The 14,189-nt window shown below is 59.9% G+C and carries 8 protein-coding genes and 2 pseudogenes; 3 read left to right on the top strand and 7 right to left on the bottom strand.

Annotated elements, in window-relative coordinates; translation table 11 throughout:
• Nucleotides 1–120 precede the first annotated feature (120 nt).
• Together K307_RS02960 and K307_RS02955 are read right to left on the bottom strand one after the other, a co-directional pair.
• Nucleotides 121–3,114 carry an ATP-binding protein gene (locus tag K307_RS02960; protein ID WP_042876213.1) on the bottom strand — a complete coding sequence of 998 codons (2,994 nt, stop codon included), beginning with the start codon at nucleotides 3,112–3,114 and terminating at the stop codon, nucleotides 121–123.
• Complete coding sequence (locus K307_RS02955) at nucleotides 3,114–3,764, bottom strand: response regulator transcription factor (protein ID WP_042876211.1); 651 nt, start codon at nucleotides 3,762–3,764, stop codon at nucleotides 3,114–3,116. The genes K307_RS02960 and K307_RS02955 overlap by 1 nt, the downstream gene beginning before the upstream one ends.
• 1,023 nt (nucleotides 3,765–4,787) lie before the next feature.
• Between K307_RS02955 and K307_RS02950 the strand changes: the two genes are divergently transcribed.
• Nucleotides 4,788–5,027, top strand: coding sequence for a hypothetical protein (locus tag K307_RS02950; RefSeq protein ID WP_230625422.1), 240 nt, complete (start codon nucleotides 4,788–4,790; stop codon nucleotides 5,025–5,027).
• A gap of 390 nt (nucleotides 5,028–5,417) precedes the next feature.
• On the opposite strand, the gene K307_RS02945 is transcribed toward K307_RS02950, so the two are convergent.
• A complete protein-coding gene (locus K307_RS02945; RefSeq protein WP_155301045.1) occupies nucleotides 5,418–5,660 on the bottom strand; it encodes a hypothetical protein in 243 nt (80 codons plus the stop codon).
• A gap of 101 nt (nucleotides 5,661–5,761) precedes the next feature.
• Here K307_RS02945 and K307_RS50555 point away from each other — a divergent pair.
• A pseudogene (locus tag K307_RS50555) lies at nucleotides 5,762–6,823 on the top strand (N-acyl homoserine lactonase family protein).
• Between the two features lie 800 nt (nucleotides 6,824–7,623).
• On the opposite strand, the gene K307_RS02935 reads toward K307_RS50555, so the two are convergent.
• The 4 genes and pseudogenes from K307_RS02935 to K307_RS50845 form a co-directional block, all read right to left on the bottom strand.
• The gene (locus K307_RS02935) at nucleotides 7,624–8,736 is read right to left on the bottom strand and encodes a substrate-binding protein (RefSeq protein WP_042876204.1); all 1,113 of its coding nucleotides are present in this window, start codon (nucleotides 8,734–8,736) and stop codon (nucleotides 7,624–7,626) included.
• A 249-nt stretch (nucleotides 8,737–8,985) separates the two neighbouring features.
• Nucleotides 8,986–9,120 (bottom strand): hypothetical protein, encoded by a 135-nt coding sequence (locus tag K307_RS50265; protein ID WP_268989168.1) that lies wholly within the window; start codon nucleotides 9,118–9,120, stop codon nucleotides 8,986–8,988.
• A gap of 1,386 nt (nucleotides 9,121–10,506) precedes the next feature.
• Complete coding sequence (locus K307_RS02930; protein WP_080744849.1) at nucleotides 10,507–11,946, bottom strand: APC family permease; 1,440 nt, start codon at nucleotides 11,944–11,946, stop codon at nucleotides 10,507–10,509.
• Between the two features lie 676 nt (nucleotides 11,947–12,622).
• Nucleotides 12,623–12,883 (bottom strand): annotated as a pseudogene (locus K307_RS50845) (group II intron maturase-specific domain-containing protein); the annotation flags it as partial.
• Nucleotides 12,884–13,222: 339 nt separating this feature from the next.
• Here K307_RS50845 and K307_RS02925 point away from each other — a divergent pair.
• Entirely contained in the window at nucleotides 13,223–13,753 is a 531-nt protein-coding gene (locus tag K307_RS02925; protein WP_042876202.1) for a DUF4142 domain-containing protein, read from the top strand.
• Nucleotides 13,754–14,189: the final 436 nt, after the last annotated feature.

Genomic DNA, 14,189 nt, shown 5'->3' with positions numbered 1-14,189 from the left:
CAGGCGGGCAAACTAAGGGCCTCGCAAGAGGTCAGTACCCAAGACGAGTGGTGCCTGAAGCAGGCATCCAGCCGTCTCCTCAATGCTGACCGCGCGCAGGAGCATTCACAATCATAGAACTTAGAAAGCCAGCGGACGGGAACCGCAGGCGACCCGGTTCTCGCCACGCACGTGTTCGCATGCGCTCATCAGGCCTTGCATGATGAAGGCGGACTGCAGTTCGATCTCATCGTCCCAGCGTCCGGCTTCAGCCACGTGGCCGTGCAGGTCAACGCAGAGTTCGGATAGTCCTGAGCGCCCGACGACCCCGAGCGTCCCCGAGATGCGATGCAGCAGCTGTTCGAGGTGGCGGATGTCTCGCGCTGCCCGGATCGCCTCGAATTCGTTCAGGTCCACCATGGTCTGCGCCAGGAACGCTTCGGCGTATTCTTCGGCGACCGACGGCAGTTCAGGGAGATCGTCATCGGTTAGCAGCACTGGCGCCGCCCCATCATCCGTGTGTAGCGGGTCGGCCTGGGCGGCAACAGCATCGAGCACCGAAGCCAGCGTCGCCAGCGACACCGGTTTCGTGAGATAGCCGGTAAACCCGCTTGCCAGCCCCTCGGTAACATCCTTCGGTCTCGCGCTTGCGCTTACGGCATAGACGGGTATCTCCGGCCCGCGCCGCCTGATTTCACGAAGCAGGTCGAATCCATTCATTACGGGCATGTCCACGTCCGTCAGCACTGCATGCACGCCCTGCTCCGACAACACTGCCAAGGCCTCGTTGCCGTTGCCGGCTTCGATAACGCTCGCACCTAGCAGGTGAAGCTGGTCGCGCAGCAGTTTCCTGTTCAGCAGATTGTCTTCCGCGACCAACACGGAAAGGCCCGCGAACGGAGCTGCAGACTGATCGTGTATGGCAGCCCCGACACGGTCTTCGTCGACATGCTTAGTCTCCGGAGCTATTTTGAGGACCGCCTGTGCAGCGGCATAGATACCGGCAAGGCTGTAGGCAGACACCTCCCGGCTGCCATCCGGCCGTATGGTCGGGACGAGCGGGCCCAGTTGCTTGAGCCATATGATAGAGGCCGGCTTCCGCCACCACGCAATGACTTGGGCCGGATCCGAGGACTCGGTCACGAGCAGGCAGTCGAATCTGTCCCCGTCAATGGGCTCGTCGATGCTCGACCGGAAAGATGGCTGGCATGATCCCCAGTCGAAATGGTTCAGCATTCCTTCGAGGCACTCTGGCTCACGGGACAGGACCAGCGCGCGGTGCGGCGCCAAGCGCCATTGCGCCGGGATCTGATGCCCACCCGGCGTACTGAGCGGCAGGTGAACCGTGACGCGCGTGCCAACGCCTAATACGCTGTCCAGCGTGATACGTCCGTTCATTCGCTCCACCAGCCGCATGCAGATTGACAGTCCAAGCCCGGTCCCGCCGGCCTGCGCGAGACGATTGTTGCCGACCTGGGAGAATGGCTGGAAGAGCCGTTCCTTGTATGCCTCCGGTATGCCAACGCCGGTATCGGTGATGACGATCTCAAGGTTTGCATCCACCCATTGCGCGCGCAGGACAATCTTCCCCGCCTCGGTGAACTTGAACGCGTTGCCAAGCAGGTTGTTGATGATCTGGGTCAGGCGTACCGGGTCAAGATTGAGCCGCGCCGGAATCTCCTTGCCATATACCGCGAAGAAGCTCAGCCCACGCCGCGCCGCAAGCGGCGCGTGCGAGATTGCAATGCGCCCGAGGAGTTCCGTGAGGACGACGGGCTCCTCCGCCAGGCGCATCGCTCCCACGTCGAGCTTCGAAAAATCGAGCACGTCATTGACGATCTGCAGCAACCCTTCGGCCGACACCTGCATGGCGCTTACCCGCGCCCGCTGCTCCGGCTCCAGCGTACCGAGGGCCACGAGCTCCATGTTTCCCAGCAGCGAGGAAAGCGGCGTCCGTATCTCGTGGCTCATCGACGCAAAGAACGCCACCTTGGCCTTGGCCGCAGCCTCGCTGGCGAGTCTCGCTTCGTGCAATAGCTGCTGTGCGCGTGCCGCCTCGGCATATGTGCCGGTCAGGAAGCGATAGTTCCAGTAGCGATACATCGCAAACAGCAAGGCTAGAAGCGCAGCGGTCATCAGGCCGGTAACAAGCAGTTCCTCCCGCATTTCCCGGAACTGCTGCCCTAGCGGCAGTGCGAAGACCAGGTGGCCGAAATCCGCAACGAGCGGCGGGCGCCGCAGGGCCCACCCATAGTCCTGGACCCAATGAAACAGCCCCTCCGGAAGTCCCTCCAGCCTGGCGTCCAGGCGCCGTGCGTTGGCCCCAGCACCTGAAGCAACCAGTGGCGTGCCTAGGCGATCGACGACAATTGGCTCCGGGATCGACAAGTTCGGCCAGGCTGGCCGAAGCAAGTCTTGCAGCGGGATCCGCGTCAACACGATGGCGTAGAGTTCGTCGCCTTTCGCGACCAGCGATGCGCCAACCATCTCCGGACTCCCTCCGGCCGCATTCGCCGGGATGCCCAGCCATACGACGCGCTTCTCCCGCGCAGCCTGCAAGAGATCCATGTCGCGGCTCTGGAACCGTTCAAGAATCATCGTGGTGATGCTTGACGACGACAGCGGCGGCAGGGTCGCACCGACGCCGGATCCCGATGCGTCAGGCGCTTCATACCGATACGTCGCCCCGTTCGCAATCGAGATCATCTCGATCGAAGGCTTTTGGCTTGCGGCAGTCAGCGTCCGGACAGCCTGGTCGCAACTCTGCTCCAACACGGAATCGGGAGGCGCAGACGGAGACACCTGCGTGCATAGACTGCCGGCATGCCCGCGCGGCGCCACGGTGACTTTGCCATTGCTGCGCAACTCAAGGATCAAGTTCGTCGCCGTCAGGGTGCTGCGGCGTTCGAGCACTGCATCGACTACGCCTTGCTCGTACAGGCGCGCGACCTGCTCCTGGGCATGCAGGGATCCATTCAGGCGGGCAAGCATGGCTGCCGAAGCGATCGCGATGGCGACCAGCCCCAGCAGCAGGACCACCATCGAGAACACACGGCGCTCCCGCTGCAGATTCCGCTCAACCGAGTGGTCGGCGTGTAGTGGCGGTTGCTGCGAGCGCTCGCGTTCGTCCTGCATCAGGTAAGACCGTTGTCGCGTGCGTACGTGACAAGGTCCGCATTACTGGTGATATTCAGCTTGCGCATTGCCGAGCGCTTCTGCGTCGCGACGGTAGCGAGCGATCGATGGAGATATCCCGCGATTTCCGTGAGAGTGCTGCCAGTCGCGAACATCCGCACAACTTCGATCTCCCGCGGGGACAGCGGGCTTGCCGTGCCGTTGACCAACGCCCCCGCACTTGACATCCTGGCCGCTATGCCCGGTGACAGGCGCTGACCAGTACCAGTCATTGCATCGACACAGATTTGCCTCAGGATGCCCGGCTCCTCGTTTTTCCCGACGATTCCCTCTACGCCCGTCTCCTTGATGCGCGTGAGCAGTCCGCCATTGGTCAACATCGTGAAGACCACGATCGGCGTATTTGGGGAAGACTGCCTGAGCCGGTGGATCAGTCGAAGGCCGTCTTCATTGCCCTGGGAACGCTCCATCGTGAAATCCGTGACGATGAGGTCAGGTTGTTGCGTTTGTAATGCCGAAAAGAGCTCTTTTCCTGACGAGCACGTTGCGGAAATCCGGACATTCGGAATCTCGCTCAAGGTGGCCTTGACTGCGAGCTGAATTACCGGGTGATCGTCTGCGATAACGACGGAGATGATAGGTGGCGGCATGCGCGTTAACTCAGACCGGCGGCACGCTTGGATGGATCGGGGCGGCGTGACCTGCCAACTGGCTGCATAGGGCACCGGATTCTACCAAGGGGCACTCGCCTTCATTTGACAAAGCGAGACATATACTTGGCTGATCGTCCCACGCAGACTGGGGCGCCGCCGTTAGCGCAGCAGGAGGCTTGACTCCAGCCAATCTTCGCCGGCCTGACCGCGATAGCAGCTAGCGACCCACTCCTCCCCTTCACGCCACCTTTCCCCCCACCAGTCCATCGGCAACGCCCGACGAGGGACACTCGAACCTACGCTTCAGACTTTAGCGCGGACCTGCCTGGACCACCGTCGTCGTCACGAAAAGCTGGCGACAAATGAGTGGACGGATGTCGAACCTGGTCCGTACGGCGCGGCTGATGTCACGGACACTGACATCAGCCGCGCAAAGCGAACGCGCCCAGCGTCAGCGCCGTTGCTGCCGTTTCGACAGGTTGGCCTAGGTGGTCGTCACACTCCTGCAGCCGTAAATTCGACACGGCCGCGTCACGACGATGGTGCCAAGGGGAATTCGCCATAGCCCTGCCGCTGGCAGCGATTCGACTTATCGGCAGGCGAATCCAGAACTTTAGCGCTTTTCGCCGTTGGCCTCTGCTACTCCGAAGGCGGGGATGGCGTGGTATCGCATGCATGCAACGCACCGGGCCTCACCTTTTTGGCTTCCAGATGTTGTACCGACACATCGAAGTCTTAACCGAAAATTAAAAGAAACTGGCCTGAGTACGTTGTCCTCATAACAAGAGCCGAAAAACTACGAGAAGCGGCCGAATGAGATTGCAGTCGGGGGACCACGGCGATGCCGTGTGGTGGTTGTGTGTGCCATCTACGGTTGACTTCTTTGGAACCCGCAACCAATACTTCTTATTCTTGACGCCGACGGCGCCGCCAAGTGTCGATTTGGCCGTCTGGCGTTCTACCAGCTCGAGACATGGGAACAATCGGAATCGGGAGAAAATTATGAGAAGACTGGCAACAATGACCATGCTGGCTGCAGCGATCATGGCTTCACCAGGTTGGGCGCAGACCGCTACCGCTCCTACTGCGAAAGGTCACAGCGATGCGATCGTCAAGATGCGTCAGGAGATCGCCGCCGCCAGGAAGGAATACAAGCGAAAGGTAGCCGAGGCCCAGAAGGCTTTCGATGAGACAAAGGCCGCTGCGGCCAAGGAGCGTGATGCCGCGATCAAAGCTGCTCATGCCACAGCCGGGGCGTAGGAACACGATTTCAGTTTGGGCAGTTGCCGGCGGCGCGCGCGAGGGATTCGATCATGCATTGCCGGTATCCTGATCCAGGATCTGTGCGCATCACCATCGGCACGCGCGTGCATGACAACGGCCGCAACCTGCAGCGCGGCGTGTTTGCGCAGGTGAAGGGCCAAGCGCATTGACGCCGCGGTGTACTGGTTCAACCCGGCGTCGCACGAGCAGGTAACCGTGATCTCAGTGACTTTCAGCTTCTAAGCAACAAGCATTCCGAACCCCGCCGGACAGTCATCCTGTTCCGGATCGTGGTCAACGGGCGCGGCACCTATTACTGCTTTTTCAAACATGCGTGCGATGCCATTGCGGATGGGCTGGACCACGGCGCGTTCAGCGTCACGGTGGTCAGGGCCTAGCCAGGCGCGGCGGCACACCAGCCGCCTGCCCGCGCGACAGAATGCGCAGCGTTGAATTCCTGCATTGGCGCTGCCGCGCGGGGATGGCGCCGCCCTGCATCCGTGTCCCAGCATCGTCCCAGTAGCCGTGGAATGCTGGCGAGGGCAGTACGGCGGGCGGCAGCTCGGCGTCGCTGATCGACATAAAGCCAAGCCGCTCGACTAGCCGGTTTGCCGTGCTCGTCTGCAACACGAGGGATTCCGATGCCGGCCTGCCGCGCATCGGCCCGATCTCCCTCAAATAGTTGCGCGGGACATAGGCCGCTAAGGCCTTGCCTTCTTGGGTGATGACCGATGCGCCGACAAGGCACCGTTATCGTGGCCTATCGCCGCGCCCCGGCAAGGCCGACCTCACGTTCTTCCTGGCCCCCCCGTGCTGCGACAAACCGTTGCTGCCCCAAGGCTGGCGGAAGCGGCAGCCCCAGGAGCGGTCGTTCACATAATTGGCGTTCCGACTCGAAGCCTTATAATCTGCCCTGCCCGAACTCGCCCGCCCATCAGGAGAAATCTGTCATGCTGAAATCTCCGTTCATCGCCGCCAAACTCGCGCTCGCTTCGCTTGTAATCCTCTTCGCTGGGTGCAGTGGCATGCCCGCCCAGCAGACAAGCGGTGTCGAGCGGCTCTACATCCTCAATTGCGGGGAAGGCGTCGCCGGTGACATCTCGCGTTGGTCACCGGGCGTGAATATCGGCAAATCAATGCCGTTCGCGGACAATTGCTACTTGATCAAGCACGCCCAGGGCTGGATTCTGTGGGACACGGGCCTAGACGACGCTATCGCCGCCCTGCCCGACGGGGAGGCCCCGGCTGATCCGAGGGCGATACACTGGCGTCGGCCGAAAGCGCTTGCGAGCCAGTTGGAGCAACTCGGTGTCAAGCCCTCGGACATCAAATATGTCGCGATCTCGCACACCCACCCGGACCACCTTGGCAATGTTGAGATGTTCCCGCAGGCGATGCTGCTGGTGTAGAAGGCTGAATACGAATGGCCCGGCGCCAAAAATGCACCGCGCTTCAAGCCCGGGCATCCGGTCACCAAGATTGAAGGCGACAAGGACGTGTTCGGTGACGGCAGCGTCACGATTATCTCGACGCCCGGCCACACGCCCGGCCATCAGTCGTTGCTAGTCAAGCTGCCGAAGACCGGTGCGCTCGTGCTGTCGGGCGATGCCGTCCACTTCAAGAGCAACTGGGACAATCGCCGAGTTCCTTCAATCAACTTCGACAAGGACAAGACGCTGGCCTCGATGCAGCGCATTGCCGATTTGCTGGTGCAGGAAAATGCGCAGCTCTGGATCAATCACGACAAAGCGCAGCGCGACACTCTGAAGATGGCGCCGGAGTATTACGAGTAAGCCTTGTCGACATGCCACGGCACCCCATTCGGGAGTGGGGACAATAACTGCCAGGGGACTTGTTTTGCAGCCAAGCGACGACAAAGCAAGCCAAAAATCATCAGCGCTTGCTTCCAAAATTGGACAGCCCGCCAGCGTCACGCAAGCCGCGAGAACTGCCGGACTGATCAGGCATTGTCCGAACTCAAGACGGCGACGATCACAATGATGGCGCCGACGCAGAAGGCACGGGCCGCAAATTGAAGGCATCGTGCCATGGAAATCGCACCGGATAGCAGGAGGTGATTTGGTAGCGAGACTACACGAGGATGTCACAAGACGGTGCCACGCCGTTACAGGATTGGCACGGCCTCCGTTTCGTCGCGGCGGGGCGGAGCGCGCGTTGTGTGACGCCGCATTGCGGGGCTAATGAGCATGCCCCCAAAACCGATTCGCGCCCCTACCGAGCGGCCACTACTGGGCCACGCCCCACGCGCCCTTTCCACTGGACGGTCCGAACGGCCATGACGAAGTCTTCCCTGGCGCCCACTGCGTCAGCGACGGCAAATGGGTTGCCTTCTACAAGGATGGGGAAGAAGTATGGGCGTGCAACGCTGTATACGCCGCCGCCCATTTCGACTTTGCGCCGGTTGCCAGCGCGTGCTCGACTGCCGGCTGAGGTGCGTACGGATCCGGCAGGCCGCTAAGATCCCTTCCCCTCCAACGTACATCCGAGCATCCATTTTTCTGTGATCGGGCGTTATGTTCAGGCGATCTGACGGCTGTGCGTGCCTCCGTGCGGCCCGATCCCCTGGATTGGCTTATCCAGCACCCTGCACGCACTCTTTCGGATCGATGACCCCGAGGCTCTGGACGATCCTGAAATTACCGTCATGCGCCTGGGCAAGGTACATGTTCATCCGGACGTGATGCTGGCCCGGCACCATCTCGGCCGGACCACCCGGTCCCTCGGCAATCCTCGCGTGGTCCAGTGCCTTGATGACATCGTCTTGCTTTAGCGAGCCGGCCTCTTTCACGGCAGCCTCCCAGAGCCTCAGACCTCGGTACATCCCGGAACACGCACTGCCAGCCGTGAACTTGGCACTGCCCGGATAGAGCGTGTCGTAATGCTCGACCAGGTTCTTGCTGAACGAATCGCTGACGTTGCGGTAGTAGTCGAGGCAACTGTACAGGCCTTCCACATGTGCGGCTGGCACCAGGTTCAGGAAGTTCTCGTCGAAGTACGTGCAGACGATGCGTCCGCCTCGCTTCGTGAAGCCGGAGTCATGAAGCTGAGCGAGGAATGGCGTGAGCCCGGGCGGAACGATCGTATTGAATACCACCTGCGCGCCACTGGACATGATCTTGTCAATGGTCCCGCCATAGTCGGCGTGATCGAGGGGAAAGTATTCCTCTCCGACTATCTCGCCACCATTAGCCGTGACCACCTGACGGACCTTCCTGTTCATCGTATGCGGCCAGATATAGTCGCCCGACGGCAAATAGAATTTTTTCGCCCCCGTTTCCTGCATCAGCCACGGAATGAGAGGTTCGACCTGTTGTGCAGGCACCGGGCCGGTACAGAAGATGAGCGGGTCACATTCCTGCCCTTCGTATTGCTCTGGGTAAATGTAGAGCTTCTTGCCATGCACTACGGCCGGACCTTTGATGGCCTGCCTCGTGGAACTATAAATGCCGCCGAAGATTACATCAACTTGATCCTGCTGCACCAGCTTGGTCGCTTTGGCCTCCGCCACGCTATCTGTGGTTTCACTGTCTTCGAGGAATAACTCGACCTGTCGCCTGAGCAAGCCACCCTTTGCATTGATGTCATCGATCACCATCCTCGCGACGTTGGCATTGGCGATACCCATGAACGAGAGCGGACCGGTCTGGTCTGTGATGACCCCCACCTTGATGGATGATCCTTTCATGGCTATCTCTCCTCACAAAGGTGACCCAGGAACAAGCGCTGGCTTGAACGCCGTGCGCGCACAGTGTTTGGCATAGCACTTGTCTTCAGCAAGGGTACTCACCCATACTAGCTGAACCGCGCCGGGATTTCTTGGAGGCTGTTTGGCGATTTCCGCGCGCTGCTTCAGCGACAGGCCGATCATCCCCAGTGCCTGGCCGACAGTTCGAAGGAATACCCGAGCTCAGGCGTCCGACTTCAACCTGTGGACCTAAAACACCCGCGTGTTCCCCGGCATCACGTTCCAGCCGTCGACGGCCTTTTCACCGAACGGGCCGGCGACGGCATGGGCAGCGAGCAGCTCGCCGCCCAGCAGGCAGGCCACCCAAAGCGCTCCAGATTTCATGGCAGCACCGGTTTAGCGCTGTACCACCGCACCCACAACCCGGCAGCGCAGCGCGGGAAGCGACGATCGTATTGAACGTGACCTCGTCCGTCCCGGACGCGGCGTCGATCTTGAGCTTGATTTCCCACAAGCCCGGCATGCTGAATTTCATGCCTTCGAGCAGGTAACGGCCGTCGCCGAGTTCACGCGTGACCGTGGGTTGGGTCGGGAAGCCGTGGCCGTGTTAGGGCATGCCGCCATCAATGCTGATGTGGGCGCCCGATACCGCTTCGCCTGAAGGCGAGCGCACCTGGATCTCCCACGCATGCATCTTGTTGATGGCGATCGCATCGGTCAGCGGTGCCGGTCTAGCGAGAGGTTCAGCCCGATGGCGGCGGCATGCAGGCAACCAAGGACGCGAGTCCAATGAATGAGAGTATGAGAGCAAGTTTTCGCAGCATGGCGGTTGCTCCTTGATATTGGAATTTCTTCGCAAAATCGGGAATGATGAAAATGCAGCAGGGCCGGCCACACTCCATGGTCCGGTCCCGCGGCGTCGGTTCGTGAATCAGCTCTTTGCAGGGGCGCTTCCAGCCTGGCATTGCGGCCCGCAGGCGCATCCAGTTCCGCACTGGCACTGCGGCCCGCAGGTGCATGCATTATGCTCGGCAGTTTTCTGGCAACCGCAGACGCAGCCGGCGCCGGGGCAAGCAGTGCACTTGCATGTGGATTGGGTAGTGGTATTCATGGCCATGCTCCTTTCTGTTAGAAACGAGACGCCAGTGTGCGACCACCGATATCGGGCAGCTTGAACGAAACGGCTAAATTCGGCCTGCGACCAAGATAGGCGCTTATGCTCTGCAGAGCATAAGGGCGTATCTTGGCCTGAGGCCTGATCCGCTCGGGCGCCGACGCCTGGCGGAGCCAGCGCCGCCATGATCGCGAGGTCAGGACATGGCCCTCCCTCTTTTGCCTAAATTTAAATGAGATCTGCGGAGACCTTTGGCTGTCTAGGCATGGTTTTCGCTGAGACTTGACGGGAGAGCCATTAGGAGAACGCGCATGGCCGGCCATGGTGATGTGAGCACTTCATATTGGGCTGCTGGCAACGAACTAAGCCGGCCGCCGCAGGATCGCGACACAAGCTGCGATGTTTGCGTGCTCGGCGTGGGCCGGGTTGTCGGTCGCCGTATTAGTAATGAAGGAACACACAGTGATAACTTTCGCATCCGCGAGTGCGATGCATCTGAGTCTCCGCGAGGGAGGCCGAACATCCATGCACCAAAGCGGAGACTACGCCACAGCCATCGTCCACAGCACGTCGCGCCTCAACGCAACTGCATGAGTCACCCGGAATTAGTCATAGCAATTTCCCCAAGGCCATTCAATCTGAGCGCCTAATCTATTTTATTCGATTAAATCCTCCTTGCTTGCATGGTCATCTGCTCCAGTTCTGCTGAGCGGATCTGTTAGCGGCTCTTTAGCACTCCAAATATTTTTGCGATTAATGATGAGCGGCACCACACCGATGACAATTCCGCCGATACCGACAATGTTAGTGATCATGTCAAACGTTGGGATGCTGTAAATCGCAATAAAGAAGAGAAAGAGCCCGCTCAACGTCGGCCAGATTACATGGGTGATCGCGCTCCATACCGTGCTTCGGAGCATATCCCGGTAGTACCATCCGCAGGCCAGCGCAGTGAGCCCAAGGTAGAAACAGATTTGGAAGCCAATCGCCGTGATCGAGTCTTGCAAGATAACGTTGATCGTCGGGAGATAAGATGAAAAAAAGAGTAAAACAAGGCCGGTGATCCAGATAAAGAGGATCGCAACGTGCGGCGTCCGCCATTTATGGTGAAGCTTCGAGTATCGCGGATGAATAGCTCCGTCGCGCGCCTTGGCGAAGAGCGTGCGCGTAAACTGGAGCATCTGAGTTTCAACGGTTCCAACCGTGCTGAGCAGCACCGCAATGATTGCAACATACCCCCACGTTGCACCGAAAAGCTTCTCCGCGATCGCAAAAATTATATTGGTGTTGTAGTGCTTGATCTCTGCGCCGGAAAGGCCAAGGAGCGTGATCACGATAAAAATCGTGAAGAAGAAAATAAGGAAGATCATCGCCCAGAACGCGCCCCTCCCCGGGATGCGATTTGGATCCTTCGTTTCTTCGCTTAGGTTCATCGTTACATCCCATCCGTAATAAAAAAATATCGCTACCAGCGCCCCGTTGGCAAAAAATCTTGGCGAAAAATTGAAAGGGGAGAACCAATTCCACGAGAACACACGCTCAGGTGCATGCGGGAATACAATGAAACCGGCTATGAGGATCGTAAGAAGGATAAGCCCTTCGATGGTCGTCATGACCACCTGCGCATAGCTGGTAAGCTTGATGCCCTTTACTACGATTGCACTGACCGCCGTAAGCCAGAGCGCTGCAATGATTGTCACGTAGTGCACATTGTTCATCAGTTCTGGCTTGAAGATGAGCAGGGTAGCGTTTGCAGCGGGGATCATCGCCGAAACCATGAAGATGCAGCAAAGGACGAGAAGCGCCCATCCCGCGAAGAAGCCCAACGTTCTGCCGAAAATAGTGCTCACCCACGCATAGGAAGTTCCCGCGTTTGCGATGGCTTTATTGAGGTTAATGAACGCAAACGCAATGCCGAACATGATCAGCCCGCACACCAAGATGCTTGCCGGCGAGAAGATTCCGGATGTCGCAATGACCGTGGACGTAGCGATCTCGATACTGTAGGCGGGCGCAGTGCCCGCGACGCCCATGATGACGGACTCACCGAAGCCCAGTGAACCGGCTTGCAGACAGCCTTGAGCTTTCGCATTCATGACAGGCTCGCTCCAATCGGCGACAGCAATCGCAATGCGATCGCTCTCGAGTTGGTTACGGCGCGTAGGGCCTGTTGGATGCGGGGGGCCGTCGTGTTGCAGGCTTGCCGGCCAGTACTTTCATGTTACGTCAGACTGCACGGCTGCAAAGGGGCTCGGAAGGACGAGATCGCGAGGCGCGGGGGAGTTGCCAGCAGCGGCAATGTATTGAGGTGTCTGGCAGAACCTGAGGAGCGAAGCGATTGTGACACATAATGTCACTGCGAGTGAAGGTTTCGTCACAGCTGCAGGCCGATTTCCTCAAGGTGCACGCCGGAGCCGCAGGCCCCCAGACGACCGCAGTGCATTAACGACACCGGTTACGCCAGCAAAGAGACGCATCAGAGCTGCCCAATCTTCCTTGGCGCTGCCACCGAGAAAGCCGAACGCCGTGTGCGGGGTGGCACCCATGCATGAGACTCTCCCATACGCTTTTGCAGCGCAGCAAGACGACGAGACCCCTGCCTGATTCCGGTCGGTAAGGCAGAGGTTTTTTTGCGCAGCGGAGACCGCGCAATGGTCGGCAAGGGCGCGCAGTGCACGCCCCGTCTTCGCTGCGCAAAAAAGGTCTTTGAGCTAAACCGCTCCACGAGCAGTGGATTCTATGGGCATTGAATCGGTGCGCCGGGTCAGGTTGTTAGAGACGGCCTTCGAAGCGGGCGGGAGTGAGAGTTTCGCATGGCGCCCAAGTGGCCATGGATACCGTTGCATGGGATCGGCAACTGAGCCTAGGCGGAGCCGGCGACGCATGGGGCCTGAGGAGATCGCTCGCCGACGGCGACGCACAAAGCCGTCGACAGACGAGAAGGTGTATCGGTGGGATATGACGGAAATAGCCGAACCAACCACGCAGGAGCGGGTTGATCGACGCGATGATGCTATCGATCGGATCGCCCCGGTGGCGCTTGCCCGTGCCGGTCTCGCCGTGATGAGTAGCGGCGCATCCACCACGGCCATTCGCGCAGCACGCTGCTTGAGGCGCTCGATCTCCGGCGAGTCACCCTGCATGGCCTCGGAGTCTCCCGCGTCATAGTTCTGCAAGGCGCTCAGGCGCTCCCCGATCCGGCTCGGCGCGTGCAAGGTGAGGACCGCCCCCGCGACTTGCCCGCCAATTTCATGTAGGGGCAGTGTCTCCAACATGTATGGCCGCTAAGGGCCATGGTGAACCGCCACTGCAGCGGCATGAAAGTTGCAACGCCGCACAGCGTCCCACTATCGCTTCGAACGGGAGACAACCATGAAACCTCCGTCGTTCAAACATGCCGCCGGCGCGTTGGCCGTAATGCTCTTGATCGCCACGCATGGCGCCCTTGCCGCGCCAGCCGCCAGCGATGTCGAATTCATGAACAAGGCCGCGGAGGCAGGACAGATGGAAATCGAGGCGAGCAACATGGCGCAGGCCAAGGCCGGCAGTTCTGCCGTCAAGGCTTTTGCCAGCCAGATGCTGCAGGACCATCGCGCCGCCGCGGCTGAGCTGAAGCGCGTCGCCTCGACCAAGGGCGTGCAGCTTCCGACGACACCCAGCGGGTCGGACCAGAAGACGCTGGAGGGACTGGGCGCGCTCAACGGCGCCAGCTTCGACAAGCAGTACGCGAATGAAGTGGGCGTGAAAGCGCACACCGACGCGGTGGCGCTTTTCCGCAAGGCCTCCGCCGAGGCAAAGGATGGCGACATCAAAGAATTCGCCAAGAAGACCTTGTCCACGCTCGAGCATCATCTCGAGCTGGCCAAGACAATGGCGTCTGAGATATCCCAGGGAAAGTCATAGCAGTAAACCCAGGCAACAAGAGTGCCGAGAGGCTTGCCGGCTAACTTGCAGTCCAGCGCGGCTGTCTCCGTACACCGCCGTAGCCCGTAAGCTGAAGTGCACCCCGGAGGGCGACGCTTGCAGTTGGGCTGGCCGCTTAGCTAGTCGCACGCTATACGAAGCGCGAGTAATTTTCACATTCGCATATCTGTTTTACCGCGAGTTGGTGAAATGCCCAATAGCTTGCATTGCTAGTCAAATGCAAGAGCGGGATCGCCGCGAAAAGCTGCTGCGGGCCGAGGATCACTTGGCTACCAGTAGGTAGTTTCGGCGCCACGCGGGACCTCCAGCGAGCCAGCCGAACGCCGGTCGCCGCTCCTTGTCGGCGCCACTGGCGCACGCCATGGACCCGGTTTTTTTTCCGGACCGCGACTGATACCGATAGCCCCCCGGGCGC

This window comes from Cupriavidus necator A5-1 (genome assembly GCF_000744095.1).
GTDB classification, from domain to species: domain Bacteria; phylum Pseudomonadota; class Gammaproteobacteria; order Burkholderiales; family Burkholderiaceae; genus Cupriavidus; species Cupriavidus necator_A.
The sequence above is the reverse complement of the archived record's forward strand: the minus strand, read 5'-3'. Positions and strand labels throughout refer to the sequence as shown.

Coding starts and splice junctions, on each gene's coding strand:
- K307_RS02960 (WP_042876213.1), bottom strand. CDS start 3,114: ATGCAGGACGAACGCGAGCGCTCGCAGCAACCGCCACTACACGCCGAC.
- K307_RS02955 (WP_042876211.1), bottom strand. CDS start 3,764: ATGCCGCCACCTATCATCTCCGTCGTTATCGCAGACGATCACCCGGTA.
- K307_RS02950 (WP_230625422.1), top strand. CDS start 4,788: ATGACCATGCTGGCTGCAGCGATCATGGCTTCACCAGGTTGGGCGCAG.
- K307_RS02935 (WP_042876204.1), bottom strand. CDS start 8,736: ATGAAAGGATCATCCATCAAGGTGGGGGTCATCACAGACCAGACCGGT.
- K307_RS50265 (WP_268989168.1), bottom strand. CDS start 9,120: ATGAAATCTGGAGCGCTTTGGGTGGCCTGCCTGCTGGGCGGCGAGCTG.
- K307_RS02930 (WP_080744849.1), bottom strand. CDS start 11,946: ATGAATGCGAAAGCTCAAGGCTGTCTGCAAGCCGGTTCACTGGGCTTC.
- K307_RS02925 (WP_042876202.1), top strand. CDS start 13,223: ATGAAACCTCCGTCGTTCAAACATGCCGCCGGCGCGTTGGCCGTAATG.